This is a genomic window from Streptomyces sp. NPDC048172, assembly GCF_043202595.1.
GTDB lineage: Bacteria > Actinomycetota > Actinomycetes > Streptomycetales > Streptomycetaceae > Streptomyces.
Map to the genome: position 1 here is coordinate 23,971 of NZ_JBIDAT010000012.1, position 23,210 is coordinate 47,180.

At 72.0% G+C, this 23,210-nt stretch carries 21 protein-coding genes; 7 read left to right on the forward strand and 14 right to left on the reverse strand.

Annotated features, from left to right (window positions below; translation table 11 throughout):
• Nucleotides 1-175: 175 nt before the first annotated feature.
• Nucleotides 176-1,591: a M20/M25/M40 family metallo-hydrolase gene (locus ACGF3A_RS38695; RefSeq protein ID WP_393735231.1), complete on the reverse strand. Its 1,416-nt coding sequence runs from the start codon at nucleotides 1,589-1,591 to the stop codon at nucleotides 176-178.
• Between the two features lie 174 nt (nucleotides 1,592-1,765).
• On the opposite strand from ACGF3A_RS38695, the gene ACGF3A_RS38700 reads away from it, so the two are divergent.
• On the forward strand, nucleotides 1,766-2,521 hold the full coding sequence (locus tag ACGF3A_RS38700; protein WP_393735232.1) for an SDR family NAD(P)-dependent oxidoreductase: 756 nt from the start codon (nucleotides 1,766-1,768) through the stop codon (nucleotides 2,519-2,521).
• 115 nt (nucleotides 2,522-2,636) lie between these two features.
• Here the strand turns inward: ACGF3A_RS38700 and ACGF3A_RS38705 are convergent, their stop codons facing one another.
• The 9 genes from ACGF3A_RS38705 to ACGF3A_RS38745 form a co-directional block, all read right to left on the reverse strand.
• Nucleotides 2,637-3,650, reverse strand: a complete 1,014-nt coding sequence (locus ACGF3A_RS38705; protein WP_393735233.1) for a hydroxyacid dehydrogenase — start codon at nucleotides 3,648-3,650, stop codon at nucleotides 2,637-2,639.
• Nucleotides 3,634-4,683 (reverse strand): dihydrodipicolinate synthase family protein, encoded by a 1,050-nt coding sequence (locus ACGF3A_RS38710; protein WP_393735234.1) that lies wholly within the window; start codon nucleotides 4,681-4,683, stop codon nucleotides 3,634-3,636. The genes ACGF3A_RS38705 and ACGF3A_RS38710 overlap by 17 nt, the downstream gene beginning before the upstream one ends.
• An 8-nt stretch (nucleotides 4,684-4,691) precedes the next feature.
• Entirely contained in the window at nucleotides 4,692-5,732 is a 1,041-nt protein-coding gene (locus ACGF3A_RS38715; protein WP_393735235.1) for an NAD-dependent epimerase/dehydratase family protein, read from the reverse strand.
• Complete coding sequence (locus ACGF3A_RS38720; protein ID WP_393735236.1) at nucleotides 5,729-6,673, reverse strand: carbohydrate ABC transporter permease; 945 nt, start codon at nucleotides 6,671-6,673, stop codon at nucleotides 5,729-5,731. Before ACGF3A_RS38720 ends, ACGF3A_RS38715 begins: the two co-directional genes overlap by 4 nt.
• 4 nt (nucleotides 6,674-6,677) lie before the next feature.
• Nucleotides 6,678-7,535, reverse strand: a complete 858-nt coding sequence (locus ACGF3A_RS38725; protein ID WP_393735237.1) for a carbohydrate ABC transporter permease — start codon at nucleotides 7,533-7,535, stop codon at nucleotides 6,678-6,680.
• 71 nt (nucleotides 7,536-7,606) lie between these two features.
• On the reverse strand, nucleotides 7,607-8,854 hold the full coding sequence (locus ACGF3A_RS38730) for an extracellular solute-binding protein (protein WP_393735238.1): 1,248 nt from the start codon (nucleotides 8,852-8,854) through the stop codon (nucleotides 7,607-7,609).
• A 45-nt stretch (nucleotides 8,855-8,899) separates the two neighbouring features.
• Nucleotides 8,900-10,159: a Gfo/Idh/MocA family protein gene (locus ACGF3A_RS38735; protein WP_393735239.1), complete on the reverse strand. Its 1,260-nt coding sequence runs from the start codon at nucleotides 10,157-10,159 to the stop codon at nucleotides 8,900-8,902.
• Nucleotides 10,160-10,209: 50 nt separating this feature from the next.
• Nucleotides 10,210-12,351 (reverse strand): peptidase C14, encoded by a 2,142-nt coding sequence (locus tag ACGF3A_RS38740; RefSeq protein WP_393735240.1) that lies wholly within the window; start codon nucleotides 12,349-12,351, stop codon nucleotides 10,210-10,212.
• Nucleotides 12,352-12,850: 499 nt separating this feature from the next.
• A complete protein-coding gene (locus tag ACGF3A_RS38745) occupies nucleotides 12,851-13,663 on the reverse strand; it encodes an IclR family transcriptional regulator (RefSeq protein WP_393735241.1) in 813 nt (270 codons plus the stop codon).
• A gap of 230 nt (nucleotides 13,664-13,893) precedes the next feature.
• On the opposite strand from ACGF3A_RS38745, the gene ACGF3A_RS38750 reads away from it, so the two are divergent.
• The 6 genes from ACGF3A_RS38750 to ACGF3A_RS38775 are packed head-to-tail and all read left to right on the forward strand — an operon-like array spanning nucleotide 13,894 to nucleotide 20,160.
• Nucleotides 13,894-15,258: an aspartate aminotransferase family protein gene (locus ACGF3A_RS38750; protein ID WP_393735242.1), complete on the forward strand. Its 1,365-nt coding sequence runs from the start codon at nucleotides 13,894-13,896 to the stop codon at nucleotides 15,256-15,258.
• Nucleotides 15,258-16,448, forward strand: coding sequence for a mandelate racemase/muconate lactonizing enzyme family protein (locus ACGF3A_RS38755; protein ID WP_393735243.1), 1,191 nt, complete (start codon nucleotides 15,258-15,260; stop codon nucleotides 16,446-16,448). Before ACGF3A_RS38750 ends, ACGF3A_RS38755 begins: the two co-directional genes overlap by 1 nt.
• Nucleotides 16,445-17,287, forward strand: a complete 843-nt coding sequence (locus ACGF3A_RS38760; protein WP_393735244.1) for an amidohydrolase family protein — start codon at nucleotides 16,445-16,447, stop codon at nucleotides 17,285-17,287. Before ACGF3A_RS38755 ends, ACGF3A_RS38760 begins: the two co-directional genes overlap by 4 nt.
• On the forward strand, nucleotides 17,284-18,114 hold the full coding sequence (locus ACGF3A_RS38765) for an SDR family NAD(P)-dependent oxidoreductase (protein WP_393735245.1): 831 nt from the start codon (nucleotides 17,284-17,286) through the stop codon (nucleotides 18,112-18,114). The genes ACGF3A_RS38760 and ACGF3A_RS38765 overlap by 4 nt, the downstream gene beginning before the upstream one ends.
• Nucleotides 18,111-19,034, forward strand: a complete 924-nt coding sequence (locus ACGF3A_RS38770) for a GNAT family N-acetyltransferase (protein WP_393735246.1) — start codon at nucleotides 18,111-18,113, stop codon at nucleotides 19,032-19,034. The genes ACGF3A_RS38765 and ACGF3A_RS38770 overlap by 4 nt, the downstream gene beginning before the upstream one ends.
• Nucleotides 19,035-19,089: 55 nt before the next feature.
• Nucleotides 19,090-20,160: a hypothetical protein gene (locus ACGF3A_RS38775; RefSeq protein ID WP_393735247.1), complete on the forward strand. Its 1,071-nt coding sequence runs from the start codon at nucleotides 19,090-19,092 to the stop codon at nucleotides 20,158-20,160.
• A 20-nt stretch (nucleotides 20,161-20,180) separates the two neighbouring features.
• On the opposite strand, the gene ACGF3A_RS38780 is transcribed toward ACGF3A_RS38775, so the two are convergent.
• The 4 genes from ACGF3A_RS38780 to ACGF3A_RS38795 all read right to left on the reverse strand — a co-directional run bounded on the left by ACGF3A_RS38780 (nucleotide 20,181) and on the right by ACGF3A_RS38795 (nucleotide 23,130).
• Nucleotides 20,181-20,687: a nitroreductase/quinone reductase family protein gene (locus ACGF3A_RS38780; RefSeq protein ID WP_393735248.1), complete on the reverse strand. Its 507-nt coding sequence runs from the start codon at nucleotides 20,685-20,687 to the stop codon at nucleotides 20,181-20,183.
• The gene (locus ACGF3A_RS38785; RefSeq protein ID WP_393735249.1) at nucleotides 20,684-21,652 is read right to left on the reverse strand and encodes an SDR family NAD(P)-dependent oxidoreductase; all 969 of its coding nucleotides are present in this window, start codon (nucleotides 21,650-21,652) and stop codon (nucleotides 20,684-20,686) included. The genes ACGF3A_RS38780 and ACGF3A_RS38785 overlap by 4 nt, the downstream gene beginning before the upstream one ends.
• 69 nt (nucleotides 21,653-21,721) lie before the next feature.
• Nucleotides 21,722-22,495: a hypothetical protein gene (locus tag ACGF3A_RS38790; RefSeq protein ID WP_393735250.1), complete on the reverse strand. Its 774-nt coding sequence runs from the start codon at nucleotides 22,493-22,495 to the stop codon at nucleotides 21,722-21,724.
• A complete protein-coding gene (locus ACGF3A_RS38795) occupies nucleotides 22,492-23,130 on the reverse strand; it encodes an ATP-binding cassette domain-containing protein (RefSeq protein WP_393735251.1) in 639 nt (212 codons plus the stop codon). Before ACGF3A_RS38795 ends, ACGF3A_RS38790 begins: the two co-directional genes overlap by 4 nt.
• Nucleotides 23,131-23,210 lie beyond the last annotated feature (80 nt).

Consider the following 23,210-nt stretch of genomic DNA (forward strand, 5'->3'; position numbering starts at 1 on the left):
CGCGTCGGTTGCTCGCGCAGTTCCCCGCGCCCCTGAAGCAGCCCCTTCGGGGCGCTTCGGGGCGCCTCCGGGTGCGCCCTATCAGGGGCGCGGGGAACTGCGCGACCAGCCACATCGCGGGCGCGGTCTGCGACGCAGGTCAAGGGGCAGCCCCTGATCAGGCACTGGTCGACCGCTACCTCTGAGGAGACGGGAACGCGACCGGACTGCGGTAACCGTTCGCGGCGATCGAGCGGACGCCGAAGAAGACGTTGTCCTTGGAGAGGTCGACGACACACCGCAGGGCAGCGCCCGCGTCCTCGGCATGGGTCCACCCGGAAGACGTCGTCTCACGCCAGACGACCTCGTACCGCGCCGGACGCGGCCCGCCGGGCGGCCGTTTCCAGACGAGCTCCGTCTCGTTCGTGAGGGCCGACGTGACGATCCTGGCCTCGGCCGGCACCGTCGGCGCCTGCGCGAGGGACCAGAGCGTGGCGGCGTTCACCCGGGCGACCCGCGCGACGAAGGGGAAGTCGCAGAACTCGGGCAGGTCCCCGTACTGCTTGCCGTCCTCGACGCGTACGTCCTGGTGCTGGTGCGCGTAGTCCTCGGCGGGCTCGGTGAAGCGCGCGGCGGGGAAGCCCCGTTCGAGGAACGGGATGTGGTCGCCGCCCCGGAGATAGCGGTCGCGGCGGTAGATGACGCGGACGCGCATGCCCGTCGCGTCGTTCTCGGCCACGTCGCGGACGAAGCGGGCGAGCTGGCGGGACGGCGAGTCGTTCTCGCCGCCGACGGAGCGCCGGATCTCGGCCTCCTCCTCCGTCTCGGCGGTCGGCACGCCCTCCGCGAAGAGCCGGATCGTACGGGGGTCGCGGGTGCCGTCGTCGGCGGTCGAGCTGCCGACGATGTCGTTGGTGAACATCGCGGCGACCCGGGCCCCGGACTTCTTGAACTGCTCGGCCATGTGCGCGGCCCCGTACAGCCCCTGCTCCTCGCCCGCGACGGCGGCGAAGACGAGCGTCGCGGCGGTCTTCCGCCGCGCCATCACCCGGGCCAGCTCCATGATCACGGCGACGCCCGACGCGTCGTCGTCCGCGCCGGGCGCGTCGCCCTCGGCGTCCATGGGGTCGGAGCAGCGCGAGTCGTAGTGCCCGGAGACGACGTGCACCCGGTCGGGGTCCTCGCTGCCGCGCAGGGTCGCGACGACGTTGGTGATGCGGGTCGGCTCGGGGATCCGCTCGGCGGGTTCCTGGACGTACGACTGGAGCTCGACGGTCATCCGGCCGCCGGACGCCTCGGCGTACTCGGTGAGGGTGGCGTGGATCCAGTCGCGTGCGGCGCCGATGCCACGCTTCGCGTCGGTCTGCGACGAGAGGGTGTGGCGCGTGCCGAAGGAGGCGAGCTTGCGGACGGTCGCCTCGATCCGCTCGTGGTCGATCTCCGCGAGCAGCGCCCGCAGTTCACGGCTCGGGGGCCGCACGGGCCGCCCCCGCTCCTCCTCGGGCTCCGCCGCGTGCGCGGTGCCGGACTGGCCGCCGATCGCGGCGCCGATCCCTCCTCCCGCGGCGGTGGCGAGCACGGTTCTCCGGGTGGTTCCTCCTCGTTCGGACACTGCTGATCCCTTCTGGGGAGGGGGACAGGGCCGGGACAGGGGCAAATTGTCGTGCCCACCGACAAGCGCGGGCAAGATGGTGCCCGGCCACCCGAATGGGCCAGTCGGCCATGCGTGCGGCGCACGGGACGCGGACGGTTACGGGAGGGGGCCGTCTTCGGAAGGGCGTACGTCATGGAGTTCCGGGAGTTCCGGGAGAAGACGGCGCTGGTCACCGGCGCCGCCTCCGGCATCGGGCTGGCCGTGGCCCGCCGCCTGGCGGAGGAGGGCGCGACCGTCGTCGTCGCCGACTACGACGAGGACGGCGCCCAGCTCGCCGCGGGCGAACTGGAGACCGCGGGAGCCCGTACGGCCGCCGTCGCCATGGACGTGACGAACCCGGCATCCGTGGAGGCCGGGGTGAGGTTCGCCGTCGACACGTACGGCGGGCTCGACCTCGCGGTGAACAACGCCGGGATCAGCGGGCCCGCGGCGCCCACGGGCGAGTACGAGCTCTCCGCGTGGGAGCGGGTGATCGCCACCAACCTCACCGGCGTCTTCCACTGCCTGCGCTACGAGCTGCCCGTGATGGCCGCCGCCGGGCGCGGCGCGATCGTCAACATGTCATCGATCCTGGGCACCAACGGCTTCGCGGGCGCGCCCGCCTACGTGGCCGCGAAGCACGGCGTGGTGGGCCTGACGAAGACGACGGCGCTGGAGTACGCCGACAAGGGCGTACGGATCAACGCCGTCGGGCCCGGCTTCATCGACACGCCCCTGCTCCGCGAGACCGACAACCCCATGCGCGAACGCCTCATCTCCCTCCACCCCCAAGGCCGCCTCGGCACGGCGGAAGAGGTCGCCGAACTCACCCTCTTCCTCCTCTCCGACCGCGCCTCCTTCATCCAGGGCAGCTACCACCTGGTGGACGGCGGCTACTCGGCCCCATGACCGCCCCGTACCTCTAGGGGCGCGGGGAACTGCGCGAGCAACCACCCACAACCCGCAGTCTGCAATGCACAGTACGGGGCAGCCCCTGCCCAGCCCCGGGCCCCGCCGGAGCGCTCTAGTGGAGACGGCCCAGCGCCGCCATGCCCACCGCGTGCAGCGGCGGTTCGCCACGCAGCGCGCGCAGGACCTCCGTAACGGCGCTCGCCCCCAGGCGCAGGCGGCACTCGTCCGTGCCCGCCGCCTGATGGGGGGTCAGCAGGACATTCGGCAGGGCCCGGAAGGGATGGTCGGTGGGGAGGGGTTCGGCGTCGAAGACGTCGATCGCGGCGTCCAGGCGGCCGGCCGTCAGCTCGGCGGTCAGGGCCTCCTCGTCGACGAGCCAGGAGCGTGCCGTGTTGACCAGGCTCGCGCCGTCCGGCATCAGGGCGAGCTGCGGCGCGCCGAGGAGGTGGCGGGTCTCCTCCGTCGCGGGGGCGTGGACGGCCACCACGCGGCTGGTGGCGAGGAGTTCGGGCAGCGCAGCCGTGCGTATGCCGAGGGCGCGGGCTTCGGCGGCGCCGAGGTAGGGGTCGGTGACCGTGACCTCGGCGCCTAGCGCCCGTACGAGCGAGATGTAGGCGCGGCCCGTACGGGAGGCGCCGAGGACGCCGATGCGGCTGCCGCGGATCTCGTGGCGGGGCGGCGCCGCGCTCGCGGTCTCCCAGTCGGCGCCGGTCCGGAGCGCGTGGTCGAAGCGGTGGACGCGGTGCAGCAGCGCGAGAGTGAAGGCGAGGGCGACCTCCGCGACGGGGCCCGCCATGGCGTCCCCGGCCTGGGTGACGGTGATGCCGCGCCGGAAGACGTCCTCGCCGACGTACGGGGCGACGGCCGAGCCCGTGTGGGCGACGAGCTCCAGGGCGTCGGCGGCGTCGAGGAGTTCGCCCGTCAGCCGGGGCGTGCCCCAGGAGGTGATCAGCGCGCGGGCGCCGGGGAGCGCCCTCGCGAGCGCGCCCCGGTCGGTGTGGGCGTCCAGCACGGTGAGGTCGGCCCCGGAGGCGAGCCGCGCCCACTCCTCCGGCGCGAAGAGCTGGGCGCGCAGGTCCGGCGGGACCGCGACGACGACCCGCGGGCGGTCAGCGGAGCCAGTCATCGAGGTGCTCCGCGACGAAGGCGTCGTCCGTCAGCCAGGGGTACGCGGCCGCGACGCGTGTGATCTCCTCTGCCTGGCCGGGAGAGAGGGCTTCGGCGGGGTCGAGGCACCAGGTGCCGTCCAGCAGTCCCTGGCGGCGCAGCACCTCGTGGACGCCCGCTATGCAGCCGCGGAAGCCGCCGAGGACGTCGAAGACGGCGCTGTTGAGGTCCGTCAGCTCGGGTCCGCGTGCCAGGCAGCGGGTCATGGCCTCGTGGTCGCCCGTACGGGCGCGGCGCACGTCCTCCAGCAGGTCGACGGCGGCGCGGGTGCCCACCGCCCACTGCCCCAGCAGGCCGCCCGCGAACCAGCGGCGCGCGTCCGCCGGGCCGTAGGGCGTGAGCAGGTCGCCGACGATGTTGTCGTCGTTGCCGGTGTAGAGCGCGACCTCGTCGGCGCGGTCGGCGGCGGCGACGGCGCGCAGGACGTCGGCGCTGCGGTAGCGGTCGAAGGGGGCGATCTTGATGGCGGCCGTACGGGGCAGGTCCGCGAAGGCCGTCCAGAAGGCGGGCGAGAGATAGCGGCCGCCCACCGCCTCCTGGAGGTAGAAGCCGATGACGGGGAGCACCTCGCCGACCGCGCGGGCCCGTTCCAGCAGCCCCTTCTCGTCGGCGCCGGGGACGGCGGGGCTGAGGAGGACGGCGTCGTAGCCGAGGGAGGCGGCGAGTTCGGCCTCGGCGACGGCCTGCTGGACGTAGCCGCAGGCGCCCGCGATCCGTACGACGGGGCGATCGGGGCGGTCCGCCTCCTTCATGACGGTCTCGACGGTCTCGGAGGCGAGTTCGAGGACGGGCCGCAGCAGGTCGAAGCGCGGCTCGCGGATCTCGAACTGGGTGGTGTGGACGCCGACGGCGAGCCCGCCCGCGCCGGAGGCGAGGTAGTAGCGGGTCAGGGCGCGCTGGCGGCGCTCGTCCAGGGCGCGTTCGGCGGTCAGCGCGAGGGGGTGGGCGGGGACGACGGTGCCGTGGGACAGCGTGTCGAGCGGGGTGTGCATGGAGGAGCTCAGAACCTTCCGTCGCGGACCTGGAACTTGGTGGGCTTGCCGGAGAGCGGCAGCCCGCGCCGCAGCCAGTCGGCCTGCCAGGCCACCAGCATGCGCAGCGGGACCTCCGGATAGCCGAAGAGGGCGTGGCAGCGGCCCGCGTCGGAGAGCAGCGCGGTCGGCGACTCCTCCCCCACGGTCGTCGCCTCGGTGCCGAACTCCTCGCCGAACCACCGCGCGAGGCGCCGTACGGACGCGGTCTCGGGCCCGGTGAGGTTGAGCGTGAACACGCGTTCGCCGCTCGTGGCATGGAGGAGGGATCGTAGCGCGACCTCGTTGGCGTAGCCCTGCCAGACGACGTTGGCGTGCCCGGTGGTGACGTCGACGGGCTCGCCCGCCTGGACGCGGGAGGCGATGTCGGCGAGGACGCCGTAGCGCAGGTCCACGGCGTAGTTGAGGCGGATGTTCGCGACGCGGGTGCCGCGGGTCAGCGCGGCGTGCGCGAAGATCCGCTCGCGGCCGAGGCAGGACATCGCGTACTCGCCGACGGGCCCCACCGGGTCGTCCTCGGTGCAGCCTCCGGAGGTGACGGGGACGAGCGGGTAGACGTTCCCGGTGGAGAACGCGGCGATACGGGCCTCGGACCAGCGGTCGGCGACCCGGGCGGGCATGGCGGCGTTGACGGCCCAGGCCTGCGAAGGGGCCCCGGCGGAGCCGAACTTGGCGCCGACCATGAAGACCACGTTGCCCGCGTCGGGAAGCGCCCCGAAATCCGCTTCGGGGTCCATCAGGTCGAACGGCACGGTGCGGACGCCCGCGTCCTCCAGGGCACGCGCCGCCGCCGGGTCGGACCAGCGGGAGACGGCCCGTACGGCGACGTCCGTACGCCCCGCGGCATCCAGCGCGCGGCGGGCGAGGCGGCACAGGCTCGGGCCCATCTTGCCGCCCGCGCCGAGCACGAGCAGGTCGCCTTCGAGCCGGGACAGGTCCTCGGCGAGGGCCGCCGAGGGGGTGGCGAGGCGCTCTTCGAGGGCGCTCTCATCGGTGAACACGTGACTCATCCCTTGATTCCGGACGCGGTGACGCCCTCGGTGAAGTAGCGCTGGCCCACCAGGTACGCGGCGAAGATGGGCACGAACGCGATGACGGAGCCGGACAGCACGACGTTCAGCGGCACGTTCTGCTGCTGGAGCGAGGCGATGCCGACGGTGAGCGTGCGCATGTCGGTGGACTGGCCGACGACGAGCGGCCACAGGAAGTCGTTCCAGTGCCACAGGAAGACGAAGACGCCGAGCGTGGCGAGGATCGGCTTCAGCAGCGGCAGCACGATCCGGGCGAAGATCTGCCACTCGCTGCACCCGTCGAGCCGCGCCGCCTCGAACAGTTCGTCGGGCAGGCCCATGATGAACTGCCGCATCAGGAACACGGCCTGCGCGTTCGCCAGCGTCGGCACGATCAGGCCCCAGTAGGTGTCGATGCCGCCGAGCTTCGCGATCATCGCGAACGTCGGGATCATCGTGACGTGGTACGGGACCATCACCATGGACAGGAACGACCAGAACATCGCGTTCCGCCCGGGGAACCGCTTCTTCGCGAACGCGTATCCGGCGAGCGAGGAGAGCAGGAGCACGCCGACGACGGAGACGATCGAGTACAGCACGGTGTTGAGCAGCCAGCGCGGTACGTCCTGGGTGTTCAGCATCGAGTCGTACGCCTCGCCGGTGAGCGGCCAGGGCACCAGGCTGCCGGGGAACTCGACGGCGGCGGACGGCTTCAGGGAGAGCACGACCATCGCGTAGAACGGGAAGATCGTCGCGAGCGCGGCGACGGTCAGCAGGACGATCCGTAGGGCCTTGCCCGCCGGTGTCCCGCGCAGTCCTGCGGGGACGACGTCGCGTTCGGCGTCCCGCTTGCGGCGGCGTGCGGCGCGCGCGGACCCCTTTCCGGGCGGCGGGGTCTCAGGGGCGCGCGGGCGTTCGACCGTGGGTGCGTTCGTGGTCATGGGGTCACTGGTCCTTCCCGATCACGAGCCGCTGGACGACGGCGACCACGAGGGTCAGCGCGAAGAGCGCCACGCCGATCGCCGCGGCGTAGCCCAGCTCGAAGTACTTGAAGCCCGCGTCGTAGAGCTGGAAGACGAGCGTGTAGCTGGCGTTGGCCGGGCCGCCGCCCGTCATGGTGTAGACGGCGTCGAAGACCTGGAACGAGGCCGTCGTCTCGATCACCGCGAGGAAGAACACGGCGGGCTTGAGCTGCGGCAGCACGATGTGCCGGAACCGCTGCCAGGGACCGGCCCCGTCGGTGACGGCGGCCTCCTCCAGCTCGCGCGGGATGTCCTGCATCCGGGCGAGCAGGATCAGCATCCCGTAGCCGAAGCGGGACCAGATCCCGACGACGGCGAGCGCGGGCAGCACGAGGAAGTCGTCGGTCAGCCAGGAGTCGTCGGACATCCCGAACCAGCTCACCACCGTCGCCCACGGGCCGCCGGTGGAGAAGATCCACACGAAGACGGTGGCCGCGAGGACGAGCGAGGTGACGACCGGCAGGAAGAAGATGGACCGGAAGATCTTCGAGCCGCGGAACGCGCGCCGCGTCAGCAGCGCCAGCCCCGTCGAGAGGACGAGCGTGCCGGGCACCGCGATCACGACGTAGATCGCGGTGACCTTCAGGGCCTGCCAGAAGACGGGGTCGTCCCAGAGCCGGGTGAAGTTGTCCAGCCCGGTGAAGCGGCCGCCGCCGGTGAGCGTGTAGTCGGTGAAGCTCATCAGGACGCCGGCGATGCCGGGTCCGAAGCGGAACGCCACGAAGAGCAGGAAGCAGGGCAGGACGAAGAGGAGCCCTGCTCTGGCCTCACGTCTCGTCAAGGGCCCGCCCCTGCGCTTCCGGCGCGGTGGGTCCCCCACAGTGGTGGTCACGGGGTCTCTCCTTCGTGCGCTCAGCGGCGTGCGAGCTGGGCCTCGGCGGCCTTCGCCGCGTCGTCCAGCGCCTGCTTCGGGGACTTCTTGCCGAGCAGGGCGTGCTGGATCTCGGGGGCCAGGACGCCCATGGCCTCGCGGGCCTTGTCGGCGACGGGGCCCGCGTTCATCTTCGGGAGGGTGTCGGCCACGGCGGACTGGACCTTGTCGTCGCCGTACAGCTCCTTGGCGGACTTGCGCGCGGGGAAGTTCGAGGACTGCTTCTCCAGGCCCGCCGCGTTCTCCGGCTCGGAGACGAAGTTGATCCAGTCGCCCGCGGCCTTGGTGTTGGCGCCCTTGAGCATGGAGAGCGCGCCGACGGTGCCGTAGCCGACGGACTTCGCGTCCTTCAGCGGCGGCCGTACGACGGTGTTCTTCTTGCCCCAGAACGGCTCGACGTCGGCCGGGGTGTTCTGCCAGGTGCAGGCGACCTTGCCCTTGGCGACGGGCGTCTGCTCCAGCTTGGGCGTGGTGGTGACCAGGTCCTTGTCGGTCATCCCGCCGTCGACCAGCTTCTTGAGGTACGTCAGCGCGCGGACGCCCTCCTTGCCGTTGAAGGCGACCTTCTTGCCGTCCTTGGAGAAGATGCCCCCGCCCGCCTGCCAGAGCAGCGGGTAGAAGGTGAGGTTGAGGGTCTGCTGGGTGTCGCCGCTGTAGCTGGTGGCGTAGTAGCCCTTCTTCTTCAGCTTCGGGCCGAGCTTCTCCAGGTCCTTCCAGGTGGAGGGGTACTCCTTCTCTCCTACCTTGTCGAAGACGCGCTTGTCGCAGATGAGGGGGTTGGCGCTGGTCAGCACGGGGGTGCCGAGCAGCTTGCCGTCCTGGGCCGTCACGGACTCCAGGGCGAAGTCGGTGTAGTCGGCGCGGGCCTTCTCGGGCATGTAGTCGTCGGCGGGGACGATGTTCCGCTGGTACTTGGGCAGCTGGTCGGGGACGAGGTAGACCACGTCGGGGCCCTTGCCGGAGCCGATGGCGGTGGCCAGCGAGGTGTCGCGGTTGGCCCAGGGGAAGGTCTCGACCTTGACCTCGATGCCCTTGTGCTTCTTCTCGAACTTCTTGACCAGGCCGTCCCAGTACTCCTTGTTCTTGGCCTCGTCGAAGATCACGGGGTACGTCCACATGGTGACGGTGTTGCCGCCGCCCCCGCTGCCGGTGCCGCCGCAGCCGGCGAGGGCGGTCGCGGCGAGGGCCGTGGCGAGGACGGGCAGGGCCACGCTTCTCAGTCTGGGCATGGTGTTCTCCGGGGTCTCAGAGGGGAAGTCGGGGAGAGGAACGGGTCAGCTCACGGGCACGGGCTGGACGGTGCCGGTGTGGCGGGCGCGTTCGGCCGCGAACGCGGCGAGGTGGCTGCCGAGCGAGGCGGCGGTCCCGGAGCGCACGGCCCCGGGGTCGCCCTCGGCGACGGCACGGACGAACGCCTCGACGAGCGCCGTGTCGCCGCCCCCGTGCCCGTCGGCCGCGTTGGAGCCGCTGGCGCCCAGGTCGTGGACGGTCTCCTCGCCGGTACGGAAGTCCTGGACGGTGACGCGCTCGCCGTCGCCGCGCAGCCAGCCGTGCGAGCCGAAGATCCGGGTCTGGCGGTGGGTCTGCTCGGTGAAGGCGACCATCTGGAAGGTGGCGGTGACCCCTCCCGCGAGGCGCATGGCGAGCACCTGGTGGTCGACCACGTCGTTGTCGGAGCGGTACGCGCAGCGCCCGTAGGGCCCCTCGCGCAGCGCCGTCAGCAGCCCGGCCTCGTCGGTGGCCTCGGTGACGTGCGTGACAGGCCACACGGCGCCCTGTTCGCGCAGGGTCGGGAGGTAGAGCTTGAGCGCGCTGTACGGGCACTCGCGTTCGACGGCGCAGTCCAGGCAGCGGTCGGCGGAGCCCTCGGGGGCGTTCTCCGGGCGGAAGTGGGCGAGGCCGCCGAAGCTGGAGACCTCCTCGATGCGGACGCCCATCACGTACGCGATCCAGTCCAGGTCGTGGCAGGACTTGGCGAGCAGCATCGGCGAGGAGTCGCGCTCGCTGCGCCAGGGCCCGCGCACGTAGCTGTGCGCGAAGTGCCACCAGCCGACGGGCTCCAGATGGTCGACGCTGACGAGCTGGCCGAGGACGCCGGAGTCCACGACGCGCTTCACCAGGTCGGTGTAGGGCGTGTAGCGCATGACGTGGCAGACGGCGAAGAGCACGCCCGCCTCCTCGACGGCCCGGACGAGCGCCCGGGTCGCCTCCTCCGTCGGCGCGAGGGGCTTCTCCGCGAGGATCGCGTAACCGGCCTCGGCCAGGGCCCGTACAGGCTCCAGGTGGTCGCGGTCCTGGGTCGCGACGATCACGGCGTCGGCCGTCCGCTCCCCCGCGACGAGGTCGCGCCAGTCCTCGTGCTCGACGGCGGCACCGGACGCGGCACGCGCCGCGGGGCGCGGATCGGCGACGGCCACGAGCTCGGCACGCTCGGGGTGCGCCTTGATCCACTCGGCGTAGGTGAGGCCGCGGTTGCCCGCGCCGACGAGCGCGACGCGCACGGGGCGGCCGGTGACCGGGGTGTGGGTGGACACGTGAGGTCTCCTCAGAAGCGGACGTCAGCAGCGGACGTCAGAGACGGACGTCAGAAGCGGACGTTGCCGGACTTGTGCGCGACCCGCTCGCCCTCGTCGGGCATCGCGGCACGCTCGGTGCCGTCCTCGACGCAGCCGGTGTGCAGGAGGTACGAGCCGCCGCCGCCGAACGCCGCGGGCCGCAGGTCGAGCCGTCCGCCGTGGAAGGCGGTGCCGGTGGCGCGGTAACGGTTGGGCCCGGCGGCGAGCGCGAGATGCGCGGTCTTCGCGCCGGTGGTGGAGTCGGCGGCGTCGAGATGCCAGCTGACGGTGCGCCCGTCGGCGCTGCGGGAGAGCAGTGCTCCGGCGGCGTTGGTGCCGGTCAGGCGGGTGCCGGTGAGGCGGAGACGCTGGTCCTTGGCGCCGGTGAGCTTGAGCCCGGTGTCGCGGAGGGCACCGCCGTCGAGGACGGTGTCGGTGTGGGCGACGGTGACGGGGTCCGCGCCCGCCGCTCCGTTCAGAGAGCACTGCTCCAGAACGAGAGCGCCCGTCCCCTTGAACGCGGCGCCGTCGAGCCCGTCGAGCGTGGTGCGGCTGAGCGTGACCTCGGCGCGCACGTCATCCTTGGTGATCTCCGCGCCCTTCGCGTACGTGAAGGCGGAGTCGGCGACGACGTTGGGCCGCTCGGACAGTGCCGAGGCCTGCGAGAGGATCAGCGGCCCACTGGCCGTGCAGCCGCGTATCTGAAGCCCGTCGGCGTTGGCCCAGAGCATCCCCGAGTCCTTCAGCGACTTCTTGCCGATGATGGTGACGTCCTCCAGCGTCAGCTCGGTGACCTTCACCCGGGCCACGAACCACGAGCAGGAGTGCCGCCGCACCGTGATCCGCTTGGCGGCCCCGCCCCAGGCGGGCCCGGAGTTGGCGAAGGTCATCAGCCCGGAGTTGCCGGTGTAGACGAGGTCGTGCTCGAACTGGCCGTGGGTGACGAAGGGCCCCTGGTCGTCGCCGTCTCCATGGCAATTCGTCACGTACGACCAGGCGGAGGCGGTGAAGTCGTTGAGGTGGCGGGCGTTGGAGGTGTGACAGTCCTCGACGTGCCCGTACAGGCAGTAGATCTGCTGGGTGAGATACCCCGCGCCGCCGAACGTCACGGACTTCGGATTGGCGAGCGAGCAGCGGTCGGTACGGTAGTGCGTGCACCAGCGGCGCATCACGACCGGCCAGAACGTGCCGGTCGCCTCGATGCCGCTGACGTCGCAGCGCACGGCGTACTCGTACGCGACGGGGTGCGAGCCGGTGTACTGGTCGTCGCCCGCGCCCTCGAACACCATGTTCCGCACGTGCGCCCGCTCCACGGGCTTCACCCGGGTCCAGGTCAGGGTCCGGCCCTCGGCCAGCTCCCAGCCGGTCTTGTAGTTGATCCGTACGTGGGAGCCGTCGGGGACGTCCGTGATCTGGACGAGCCGCTGGATCTCCTTCTCGTACTTCCCGCTCCGCGCGTCCGATTCGAGTGCCCACCACTGGCCGGCGGCGAAGCCGCCCGAGTCGCCGACCTCGATCAGGTCCGACAGGTCGGGGAGCGCGGCGCCGAGCGCGTGCTTGTGGGTGGTGTCGGTGCGGGCGCCCTCGAAGAAGAGGACGGCGCCGAAGGGGTTGTCGTCGCTGTTCTTCTCGATGCCGTCCGTGCGGACGCGGTTGCCGCCGAAGTCCAGCTCGATCCGCGAGCGGCGGGTGCGGTGCCGTTTCCGGAACAGCAGGTCGGTACGGGCCTCGATCCGGTGCACGTCCTCGTCCGCGAGGAGCGCGTCCAGCGCGTCGTCGGCGGGCTTCTCGGCGTCGAGATGCCCGAACGTACGGAAGTCGACGGTGCCGTCGTGGAGCTGGAGCCAGCGCCCCTTGCCCTTCGTCGAGGGCGCGATGACGGTGCCCCCGTTGTGGGTTTTGGTGCTGTCGGCGTCCCAGCGCAGGGCCATGGCGCCGCCGTCGCCGGGGGCGGCGTAACCCGCCACGAGCGCGAGCGTGCCGTCGCTCAGGGACTTCGGGTCGAGGGCGCGCAGCTCGCGCACGGTGTCGGTACGCCGTACGCCGCTGCCCTGGGGCGCGGCGTGCGCGGGTGCGGTCGTGGCTGCCGTACCGGCCAGCACGAGGCCGGCCAGGCCGGAGGCGCGCAGCACGCGTCTGCGGGCAGGATCTTGCTGTTGCGGAACGCTCATGACGGACTTCGCCTTCCAGGAAGTGCCGGTGATCGGGGAGCGTTCCCGCGACGTCGCCTCAGGGGCGGATGGCTGAAATGAACCGGGCGAGGCCGATGGGCAGGGCCGTTCGCGGACCGGATTGGCTGGAACCTACGCTTCCCCCCAACCCAAGGTCAAGACCCCCACCCCCGCTCCGCCCTCCGCCCTGCGGAGCTTGGGAAGTCTGCGCAAGGCGCAGGGTTGGCAAGCGCAGCCCCCTACGCCGGGTGCCCCGCGCAACGGGGCCGCGCCCGGGGTGCCCCGGGCTGTGCTTCGCGGGCTGCGGCCGCGTCGTGGCTTGTCGCGCAGTTCCCCGCGCCCCTTAACGGGCAAGCCCCGAAGTCTTGGGCCGGGCGACACAGCCCCGTGCCCGGGGAGGGGCAAGCCCCGAGGTGTCGTGACCCGGCGCGCCCACGCGGCGGAGCCGCAAAGCAAGCTCAGCCCCGCGCCCCCGGAGGGGGCACCCGGCAAGGAGCGGTCAGGGTTCTTCCGGGGGCAGCCAGCCCAGCTCTCCGCTTATGCGGCCCGCCGCGTCACGAACCTGACCCCCCAGCTCCTGATAGCGCCAGGCCGGAAGGCCAAGCTTCAGCCCTGTGATGCTGATCGCCCCCACGCAGGTGCCCGAGTCGTCGCGGACGGGCGCGCCGATGCAGAGGATGCCCTCGGCGTCCTCCTCGTCGTCGAGGGCGAAGCCGACGCGTTCGATGTCGCGCAGGTGGGAGAGGAACGTGTCGGCGTCGGTGATGGTGCGGGCGGTGCGCCGCGGCAGGCCGTGCCGGGCGATCACCGCCGCCGCCTCCTGCTGCGGCACGGCGGAGAGCAGCGCCTTGCCCAGGCCCGTGCAGTGCGGCAGCTCCCGCTGGCCCATGCGCAGGTCGAGCCGGACGCGCTGGTCGACCTCGACCTGGTCGACGACGACGGCGTGCCCGTCCTGGGGGACGGCCAGCCGGGACGCCATGCCCGTCTCGGTCGTGAGGCGGCCGAGGACGGGGCGGGCGACGCCGCGCAGGGAGACCTGGGAGCGGGCGCGGTCGCCGAGCCGGGCGAGGCCCATGCCGAGCCGGTAGCGGCGGCTCATGCCCTCGCCGTCGTCGGAGACGAAGCCGTAGGCCCGCAGCGTCTGGAGCATGCCGAAGGCGGCGCTCTTGGAGATGCCGCAGCGCTGTGCGACCTGCGTGACACTCAGTCCGTCCCCGGGCGCGGGGTCCGCGAGGGCCTCCAGGATGTCGGCCGCCCTGGCCACGCTCCTCACCCAGTATTTCGACGTCTCAGGAACAGCACTGTTCGTCATAGCAGAACAGTTTAGCCACAACTTCCGGAACAGAGTCCAACTCGGGGCTTGACCGCCTCACTTCACCCTCTTAATATCCAAGATCTGTTCTGTTATACAGAACGCTGTTTGGAAAACGTGAAGCATCACCTCGCAACACCTTCCTGCGACGACAGCCGGGCGGATGGCGCCAGTGTCTCCAGGGCCGGGCAGGGCCCAGGGACCGACGACTCGACGCAAGGAGCAGCAGCATGAGTTCTGGCCCGGTCTCCCTCGCCTCGCGCGCCCGTACGGTCGTGCCCGGCGGGGTCAACAGCGGCCAGCGCAACGTCCCGGGCCTCGGTGATCTCGTGATCACCGGTACCGGCGGCGCCCGTTTCCGCACGGCCGACGGCCGGGAGTTCACCGACTTCCACGCCGCCTTCGGCCCCCCGCTCCTCGGGCACAACGACCCGGACGTGGCCCGCGCGACCGCCGAGGCGGGCGCCGCGCTCGGCCACATGGGCGTGGGCGTCACCGAGGGCGAGGTCCTCCTCGCCGAGCAGCTCGTCGAGCTGATCCCGTCCGTCGAGAAGGTGCTGCTCACCAGCACCGGCAGCGAGGCCACGTTCCACGCGCTGCGCGTGGCGCGGGCGGCGACGGGGCGGCGGCTCGTCGTGAAGTTCCAGGGCTGCTACCACGGCTGGCACGACGCCGTGAGCCTCAATGTGATCTCCGAGCCCGCGAAGGTCGGCGGCCACGACCCGATCTCCACCGGCATCCTCACCGAGGTGCTGGACTCCACCCTCGTGCTGCCGTTCAACGACAGCGCGGCCGTGCGCCACGTCTTCGCCGAGCTGGGCTCCGACATCGCGGCCGTGATCGTCGAGCCGGTGCCGCACAACGTGGGCGCCCTGCTGCCGTACGAGGAGTTCCTCACCACCCTGCGCGAGGAGACCAGCAGGGCGGGCAGCGTGCTCGTCTTCGACGAGGTCATCACCGGTTTCCGGCACGACCTCGGCGGCTGGCAGCGGATCAGCGGCGTCACCCCGGACCTCACGACGCTGGGCAAGGCCATCGCCAACGGCGCGCCCGTCGGGGCCATCGGCGGCCGGGCCGACCTCATGGACCTCTTCTCCACCCGCCCCGGCGCCCCGGCCTTCTTCGCCGGGACGTACAACGGTCACCCCAGCGTCGTCGCCGCCGCGCTCGCCACGCTGCGCAAGCTGCGCGAGGAGCCGGTGCACGAGCACGTGTTCCGGCTCGGCGAGCGCGCCCGTACGGAGCTCAAGGAGCTGTACGCGCGGCTCGGCGTCCCGGCGACGGTCGCCGGGTACGGCTCGGTCTTCGTCACGTACTTCATGGACGACTCGGACCTGGACGGCGGCGTCCCGCGCACGTACGAGGACCTGCTGGCGAACGACGCGGCGCGGTTCGTCGGCTACCGGCGCCGCCTCCTCGACCACGGGATCTTCGAGCTGCCGCTCAACCTCAAGCGCAGCCACATCAGCTACGCGCACACCGACGACGACGTGGACCGGCTGCTGGAGGGCACCGAGGCCGCCGTCAAGTCCGTGCTCGCCGAGGGCGGCGCGGACGATCTCGCGCACGCCTCGACCATGGGAGGTGCCAAGTAGTGCTCACGGTCAACACCACGCGTCCCGCGGGCCCCGCCGGCCGGATCAGCCGCGTCGAGACGCTGCAGCTCGGCACGGCCTGGCGCGACTTCGGGTACGTCCGCGTCCACACCGACGAGGGCCTCAGCGGCATCGGGGAGATCACCCACCCCTACCGCGTCGCCGAGGTCTGCGCGCTCACCGAGTCCCTGGCCGGGCGCCATCTGCTGGGCGCCGACCCCTTCGACACCGAGGAGATCTGGCTCCGGCTCTACCAGGGCGACTTCCTGCGCGGCGGCGACATGGGCGGCGTCGCCCTCTCCGGCCTCGACCAGGCGATGCACGACCTGATGGGCAAGGCCCTCGGCGTCCCCGTCTACCGGCTGACCGGCGGCGCCTGCCGCGACCGCGTCCGGGTCTACGCCAACGGCTGGTACAACGGCGAGCGCGACCCCGAGGTCTTCGCCGCGAAGGCCAAGGAGACCGTCGCCAAGGGGTACTCCTCGCTGAAGTTCGACCCCTTCGGCCCCGGCCTGCACGAGCTGGAGCGGGCCGAGCTGCGCCGCTCGGTCGAGCTGGTCGCCGCCGTGCGCGAGGCGATCGGCCCGGACACCGACCTGTTCATCGAGGGCCACGCCCGCTTCGCCATGCCCACGGCCGTACGGCTGCTGCGCGAGCTGGAGCCGTACGACATCGGCTGGTTCGAGGAGCCACTGCCCTGGACGCACATCGAGCGCTACGCCGAGCTGCGACGGCGGGCCGCGTTCCCGATCTCCGGCGGCGAGCACTTCCACAACCGCTACGAGTACAAGCAGCTCTTCGCGACCGAGGCCGTCGACATCATCCAGCCCGACCTGTCGATGGCCGGGGGCTTCACGGAGGTCCGCAAGCTCGCCGCGACCGCCGACACCCACGGGATGCTCGTCGCGCCGCACAACTCCAACTCGCCGCTGTGCACCACGGTCTCCGTCCACGCGGCGCTCGGCATCCCGAACCTGAAGATCCTGGAGACCTTCGACGGGCTGCTGGAGCCGTACGTCTTCGACGCGCTGCCCGGCGTGCTGCCCATGACGGACGACGGGCACGTGGGCCTGCCGACGGCCCCAGGGCTGGGCGTCGAACTGGCCGACGAGGTCTTCGCCGAGCACCCGCCGACCCACCGGTTCTGGAACATGTTCGAGGACGGCTGGGAGAAGAGGAACCGTAAATGATCACGGACGTCCATTCCCATCTCTTCCGGCACAGTCACGACTTCGACGACACCTTCAAGGCCGAGTCCGCGCGCGCCCACGCGGGCGAGGTCGATCTCACGGTGACCTGGGAGGAGTACGCCGCGAGCGCCCCCGAGGGCACCCGTACGGTCGTCGTCGGCGGCAAGGCGCGCCGCAGCGGCCTGTGGGTCGAGGACAAGGCGGTCGCCGCGTACGTCGCGGAGCGCCCCGACCGGCTCATCGGCTACCTCTCCCTCGACCCCACCCAGCCCGGCTGGCAGGACGAACTCCGCTACGGCCACCAGGAGCTGGGCCTGCGCGGCATCAAGCTGATGCCGATGTACGCCGGGTTCGACCCCGCCGACGAGCGGTACGAGGAGCTGTACGCGTACGCCGAGCGTCACGGCCTGCCGCTCCTCGTCCACACGGGCACCACGTTCGTCTCGGCGGCGCCCCTCGAATACGCGATGCCGCGCCACCTGGACGCGGTCGCCATCCGCCACCCGGAGCTGCGCATGGTCCTCGCGCATCTCTCGCACCCGTTCGAGGGCGAGTGCATCGCGGTCATCCGCAAGCATCCGCACGTCTACGCCGACGTCAGCGCCCTGCACTACCGCCCGTTCCAGCTCTGGCACAGCCTGCGGCTCGTCCAGGACTACGGGGTGTGGGACAAGCTCCTGTTCGGCAGCGACTACCCGTTCACGACGGTCGACGACTCGATCGAGGGCCTGCGCCGGATCGCCCGTATCCCCGGCATCCCGGGGCTCGATCCGCTGGACGCGGACGCGGTGGAAGCGCTCATCCACCGCGAGGCGCTGCCGCTGCTGGGGCTCGAATGAGCAGCCTCTTCTCCCTCGACGGCCGTACGACCCTGGTCACCGGCGCGGCCGGGGGCCTGGGCCGGGCGTACGCGGTCGCCCTCGCCGAGGCGGGCGCCGACGTGGTCCTCACCGACCTGCCCGGCGCGGAGGACATCGCGGAGACGGCGCGCGCCGTCGCGGCCACAGGGCGTCGCGCCTACGTCCGCGCCCAGGACCTCTCCCGCACGGAGGAGGTCGCCGCCTTCGCCGACCGGGTGCGCGCGGAGGCGGGCCCGGTGCACATCCTGGTCAACAACGCGGGCACGGCCGCGCTGGAGCGGTTCAACGAGATCACGCCCGCGAGCTGGGCGGCGGTGATGCGCGTCAACGTCGACGCCGTCTTCTTCCTCTCCCAGCGGCTCGCCGAACACATGATCGCCGACGGGGTGGAGTGCGGCCGGATCATCACCGTCACCTCGAAGAACGCCCTCGTCGCGGAGGCGGGCCTCGCCCACTACAACGCGTCCAAGGCGGCGGCCCAGCTCCTCACCGAGACGCTGGCCGTCGAGCTGGCCCCGCACGGCATCACCGCGAACACCCTCGCGCCCGGCATGGTCGAGACCCCGATCGACGGCGAGTTCCCCTTCGACCGCGAGGCGTTCGAGGCCGCGTACCGCGAACGTATCCCGCTGGGCCGCTACTCCCGCCCGGACGAGCAGGTGGGCGCCCTCGTCTTCCTCGCCTCGGACGCGGGCGCGTACGTCACGGGCACCCGGCTCGTCGTGGACGGCGGCGTCCTCGCCGACCAGATGCCCCGCATGCGCTTCATGCCGCCGTACCGCAACACGCTGGAAGACGGCACGTGAACCATGTGCCGCGCACGGCGGTTCCGGGCGACGAACCGGCGCTGCACGCGCTCTGGTCGGAGTGCTTCGGCCCGACGGCGGCACACCTCCCGGCCCTCTACTCGTTGGATCCGGGCCGCCACCGCCGTACGTTCGTCGCGGCGCGGCCGGACGACGGGACGCCAGACGCGGTGGTCGTCGTCGTGCCCCGCCTGGTCCGGGGCGCGGACGGCGTCCCGCGGCGGGTCGGCGGCCTCGGCAGCGTGGCCGCCCGCCCGGCCGCGCGGGGCCGGGGCCTGATCCGGGCACTGCTCGGCGAGGCGGTCCGCGCGATGGAGGCCGAGGGCTTCGCCTGGTCCCTCCTCTTCACGGACACGCCGCGGGTGTACGAGGGCGCGGGCTGGCGGACGTTCGCCCGTATGTACGCGGAGGGCGAGCCGACCCGGAGCGCGGCCCCCAGGTCGCGGTACCGCGTGCGCGAAGCGGCCCCGTCCGAACTCCCCCGCCTCCACGCCGCCGCCCGCCCCCTCACGGCGGTCCGCACCCCGGAGGACTGGCGCGTCCGCGTGCCGTCCTGGTACGGGCCCAGCGCACTCTGGCTGGTCGCGGAGCACGGCACGACGACGTCACGTACGCCCGTGGGCTACGCGGTCTCGCACCGCACGAGCGGACAGGCCCTGTCCCTGGCCGAGTTCGGCTCCCTCCCCGGCACCGAGGACTGCCTCCCGGCGCTCTTCGCCGCCCACGCCGCGCACGCCTGCGGCGAGGAAGCGGAACGGATCCGCGTCCCCCTCACCCCCGACGCCCAGCCCGCGCTCCCCCACCTGCTCCAGAACCCCACCTGGCACACGGACCGCACAGGAATGGTCCGCGACCTCCACTCCCCCGCGACGGCGCCGGAGGCACGGGGCGCGGCGTACTGGTTCGGGGACGCGTTCTGAGCGCGCTGCTGCGGGCGCGACCGGCACAGTCGGAGGGTGCTGGCAGGATGCGGGCATGACAAGCAATGAGCCGCTCATCAGCAGCCTTGCCCCGTTCGGCTTGTACGGCAGTCACCTGTACGACTTCGATCTCGTCACCCTCGACGGTCAGCTCCTCGTCGTGGGCACGCCCGACGAGGACTGTCGTGCCTGCACCTGGGATCCGGTGGCGAACCGTTGGGTGACGTACGAGCTCGACGCTCCGGACGAGGAGTACCGCCTCACCGAACTCACCTCGCTCTGTGCGGCGGTGGTGGGCGGGCGGATCGTCATCGGCGGTGGCGGTGAACACCAGGGCTTCGCGATGTGGGACTTGACGAGTGGCAAGGTACGGCTGGGCCCACAGGATTGCGGCACAAGCTCCGCGGTCAGGGCTGACTTCGGGGGGTACTCGAAGTTCGTCGTGGGTTCGAACTACATGGGGGTGGAGCTCTGGGGCCCGTCCCTGACGGAGCCCGACGACGATGACGAGGAGGAGGACGAGGACGGCGGCGAGCCGGAGCAGCCTTCACCGTACGACTCGCTGGTCAGCGTCGAGCTGTGGTGCAAGTCGAGGAGCGGCAGCGCTGCCGCGGCGGGACTGCTGGACGGCCGCCCTGTGCTGGTCGGCGGTCACCCGAGCGGAGTTGTCGCCATGTGGGATGTCGAGGGAAAGCCTCTGGTCGAGTTCGACAGCCTCGATCGCGTTGCCGGTTCCGAGGACTCGGAGCGCTTCCCCGGGGCGACGCTCACCGACTTCGCCCTGGCGGCGGTGGACGGTCGCACGCAGGTGGTGGCGGCGGGCCTGCGGCGGCTCATGGTGGGGGATCCGAGGTCCGGCGGGTGGGGAGAGGAGCTCACCGTGCCCGGTGGCGAGATCGTGTGCCTCGACGCGGGCACCGTGAACAGGGTCCCGGTCGCTGTCACCGGGGCCGAGGACGGCACCATCTGCGTCTGGGACCTGGAGGAACGTCGGCTGCTGGGCCGGCCGTTCCAGAAGTACGATTCCGACGTCTTCGGGGTGCGACTGGCCCAGCTGCACGGCCGTCCTGTGGTCGTCAGCAGCGGAAGGTGGAGTTCCGTCGACGTCTGGGAGATTCCGTCGTAGAACCGAGCATCCAGGTCGGCCTACGACGGGGTGAGGGAGAAGACCCGGATGTCTCTCCGGCTGTCGCGGGCGTAGTCGTGGAAGCAGGGCATCCAGCCCAGGAGCTGTTCCTCCATCGCCCGTTGTTCCTCGTGGCCCAGCAGGCGCGCCCGTACGGGGAGCAGGTCGCCGTGCCAGTCGACGGCGGCGTGAGGGTCGCGGAGGAGGTGGAAGGACCAGGCCGGATGCCGGGGTCGGCCGAAGTTGGTCGCCATGACGATGAACGTGCCCGCTTCGGTCCGACCGGCCAGGAGAGGGGTCCGGCAGGGGGTGCCGTCGCGGCGCGTGGTGTGCAGGATCAGGACGGGGATCAGGAGACGGCTCGGCATCCAGCGCCCCCCGGTCCAGCGGTGGAGCCGCCGGTCCAGACGGGGCAGCACGGAGGGCCCCCACCGGCGCAGCGGCCAGGAGTTGCCCACCGCGCGCAGGAACCGGTGCCGTCGGCCGGAGGCGGAGGCAGGGGCGGCGCGCGGCCGCCGCGTCGTCATCGTGCTCCTGCCCGCGGTGTCGGCCGCCCCGGTGCCGAGGGGAAAGGGTGTTCCGTGATCTGTTGGGACAGGCGCCACAGCCGCTCCGCGCCCCGCGTGTCACAGGCCCGCCGCGCGGCCCGTACGCGCACGGGGGAGCCGGACCATTCCCACCGGCCGCCGGGGCCGAAGAACTCTCCGCCGGTGACGTACGGGTCGGTCGCGGCGCGCACCAGCGTCCAGGCCGCCTGGGCGGGGGTGTGCCATCGCGCCTGCGCCCATTCCAGCAACCGGGCCTGGATGTGGTGTCCGTCGGCACGCAGGGCGCCGGAGCCCAGGGTGGTGTTGACCAGGCCGGGGTGCGCGGCGACCGCGCGCAGGGGCAGCCCATGGGCGTGTGCCCAGCCGAGGAGTCCCTGGGTGAACAGCAGGTTCGCCAGCTTGGAGTCGCAGTAGGCCGCCCATCGCAGCCGGGCCCCGCCCGCGTTCGCCCGGCGGGTGGGGTCCCGGCCCAGCCGGTGCAGGAGGGAGGAGACGTTGACCACCCGTGGCTCGGGGGCGCTCAGCAGGGCGGGCAGCACGTGGCCGGTCAGGGCGAAGTGGCCGAGGTGGTTCACGGCGAAGTGCATGTCGTGGCCCGCCGGTGAGGGGGCGGGGCCCGCCGCGGCCACTCCGGCGTTGTTGACCAGGACGTCCAGCCGTCCCGCGGCGAGGCCGACGATCCGTTCGGCGGCGTCACGGACCTGGGCGAGACGGGCCAGGTCGCACTCGACATGGTCCACGCGTCCCGGGCCGCCGCCGCGAGCCGTGACCGTACGCGCCTCCGCGCGCGAAGGGCTGAGGGCGATGACGTGGGCGCCGTGGCGGGCGAGGTGCTCGGCCGTCGCGGCGCCGATGCCACGGGACGCCCCGGTGACGGCCACCGTACGGCCGCTGAGGTCGGGCACCTCCGCCGGTGTCCACGCGTGCGGTTCGTTGTCCCTCACGCCCGATGCAACGACCCCCCGGGCGGCCAGGCAACGGCTCTCCTCTCACAGGCGCCTCACGGGGACGCCTCACGGGCGCCGTTGCCGGTGGTAGTGGCGGGTGCGGAGGCAGAAGAGGAGCAGGGCCATCAGGGTGGTGGCGAGGAACCACGGCAGTGCCCGGCCCGCGCATCCGGCGGTGGCCGCGTGGGTGAACGAGGCGGTCAGGGCCGCCTGCGCGGGCCCGTACAGCGGCAGGGCGCTCAACCACACCTGGTCCGCTGCCGGGTTGGAGACCGGGCTCTGCATGCCGACGTCGATCAGGGTGGCCATCACCACGACGAAGAAGCCCTCCAGTTCGTTGCGCAGGAGGTAACCGGCCATGATGCCCAGCCCCCCGTAGGCCAGGATCGCCGCGCCCAGCGCGACGGCGACGCCGAACGGCTGCGTCAGCGGCCAGGAGATCCACAGCAGGGCGAGGGTGTAGCCGGTGAGCAGGGCGGTGACGACGAACAGGGCGACGACCTTGGCGCTCAGCAGCTGGAGCCGGGGGTAGCCGGCCAGCACCAGGCGCAGGTCCATCTCCCGGGCGCTGAAGGTGGCCATGAACATCATGAATCCGGCGATGACCGTGACGGCGTGCAGGGCGCTGGAGACCTGGATGGTGCGGTTCATCGACGCGACGACGTCGATGTGCAGGGCGCTGCTGCGGAAGGAGATGTCCTTGGACAGCGCGGTGGCACGGACCAGGTAGATCCATGTCGGGATGAAGAAGGCGATCATGCTCATGGCCAGGCGGTTGCGCAGGTGGCCGGTCAGCGTGAAGCCGAGGGCCACGGTGAACGCCGTCCACTGGTGCTTCATTCCGGCGCCCCCTCTCCACGCTCCGCGTGCTCCTCGTGCAGGCGGCCGTCGCGCAGATGGTGGACGGTGTCGAAGTGGCGCAGGTCGTGCAGGAGATGGGAGACGACCACCACGGAGCGTCCCCGGGCGCGCAGTCGGCCCGCCAGCTGCCAGAACCTCTGGTGGGTGTCCCAGTCGAAGCCCTGGTAGGGCTCGTCGAGCACCAGCAGCGGGGGATCGTGCATCAGCGCCAGGGTCAGGTTGAGCTTCTGCCGGGTGCCGCCGCTCAGCTCACCGGCCCGGGTACGGCGGTCGTCGCCGAAGCCGAGCAGGTCCACCAGCTCCCAGGCGTGGTCCAGCCCGGGGAGCCGGTAGGCGACCTGGAACAGGCGCAGGTGCTGGGCGACCGTGAGCGTGTCGTTGACCACCGCCTGCTGGGGGCAGTAGCCCAGTGCGCTGAAGCGCTCCACGGTGCCGCTGTCCGGCCGGAGCTGTCCCACCGCGATCCGCAGGAGGGTGCTCTTCCCCGAGCCGTTCTCGCCCACCACTCCCGCGAGCATTCCGGCCGACACCGACAGGTCGGCACCGCGCAGCACCTTCCGGGCGCCGTACGCCTTCCATACGGACCGCAGGCGCAGCCGCTCGTCTCGTGCCATGACGCAGGGTCCCTCGTCTCTCCCGCAGTGCCCCGTCAGTTCAGGCCAACGGGGCACACGCGGAACAGTCACGCCCCGCG

Bases quoted from the DNA above. Each gene is read 5' to 3' on its own strand.
- ACGF3A_RS38700 (WP_393735232.1), top strand. From the start codon at position 1,766: ATGGAGTTCCGGGAGTTCCGGGAGAAGACGGCGCTGGTCACCGGCGCC.
- ACGF3A_RS38705 (WP_393735233.1), bottom strand. From the start codon at position 3,650: ATGACTGGCTCCGCTGACCGCCCGCGGGTCGTCGTCGCGGTCCCGCCG.
- ACGF3A_RS38710 (WP_393735234.1), bottom strand. From the start codon at position 4,683: ATGCACACCCCGCTCGACACGCTGTCCCACGGCACCGTCGTCCCCGCC.
- ACGF3A_RS38715 (WP_393735235.1), bottom strand. From the start codon at position 5,732: ATGAGTCACGTGTTCACCGATGAGAGCGCCCTCGAAGAGCGCCTCGCC.
- ACGF3A_RS38720 (WP_393735236.1), bottom strand. From the start codon at position 6,673: ATGACCACGAACGCACCCACGGTCGAACGCCCGCGCGCCCCTGAGACC.
- ACGF3A_RS38730 (WP_393735238.1), bottom strand. From the start codon at position 8,854: ATGCCCAGACTGAGAAGCGTGGCCCTGCCCGTCCTCGCCACGGCCCTC.
- ACGF3A_RS38740 (WP_393735240.1), bottom strand. From the start codon at position 12,351: ATGAGCGTTCCGCAACAGCAAGATCCTGCCCGCAGACGCGTGCTGCGC.
- ACGF3A_RS38745 (WP_393735241.1), bottom strand. From the start codon at position 13,663: ATGACGAACAGTGCTGTTCCTGAGACGTCGAAATACTGGGTGAGGAGC.
- ACGF3A_RS38750 (WP_393735242.1), top strand. From the start codon at position 13,894: ATGAGTTCTGGCCCGGTCTCCCTCGCCTCGCGCGCCCGTACGGTCGTG.
- ACGF3A_RS38760 (WP_393735244.1), top strand. From the start codon at position 16,445: ATGATCACGGACGTCCATTCCCATCTCTTCCGGCACAGTCACGACTTC.
- ACGF3A_RS38765 (WP_393735245.1), top strand. From the start codon at position 17,284: ATGAGCAGCCTCTTCTCCCTCGACGGCCGTACGACCCTGGTCACCGGC.
- ACGF3A_RS38775 (WP_393735247.1), top strand. From the start codon at position 19,090: ATGACAAGCAATGAGCCGCTCATCAGCAGCCTTGCCCCGTTCGGCTTG.
- ACGF3A_RS38780 (WP_393735248.1), bottom strand. From the start codon at position 20,687: ATGACGACGCGGCGGCCGCGCGCCGCCCCTGCCTCCGCCTCCGGCCGA.
- ACGF3A_RS38790 (WP_393735250.1), bottom strand. From the start codon at position 22,495: ATGAAGCACCAGTGGACGGCGTTCACCGTGGCCCTCGGCTTCACGCTG.
- ACGF3A_RS38795 (WP_393735251.1), bottom strand. From the start codon at position 23,130: ATGGCACGAGACGAGCGGCTGCGCCTGCGGTCCGTATGGAAGGCGTAC.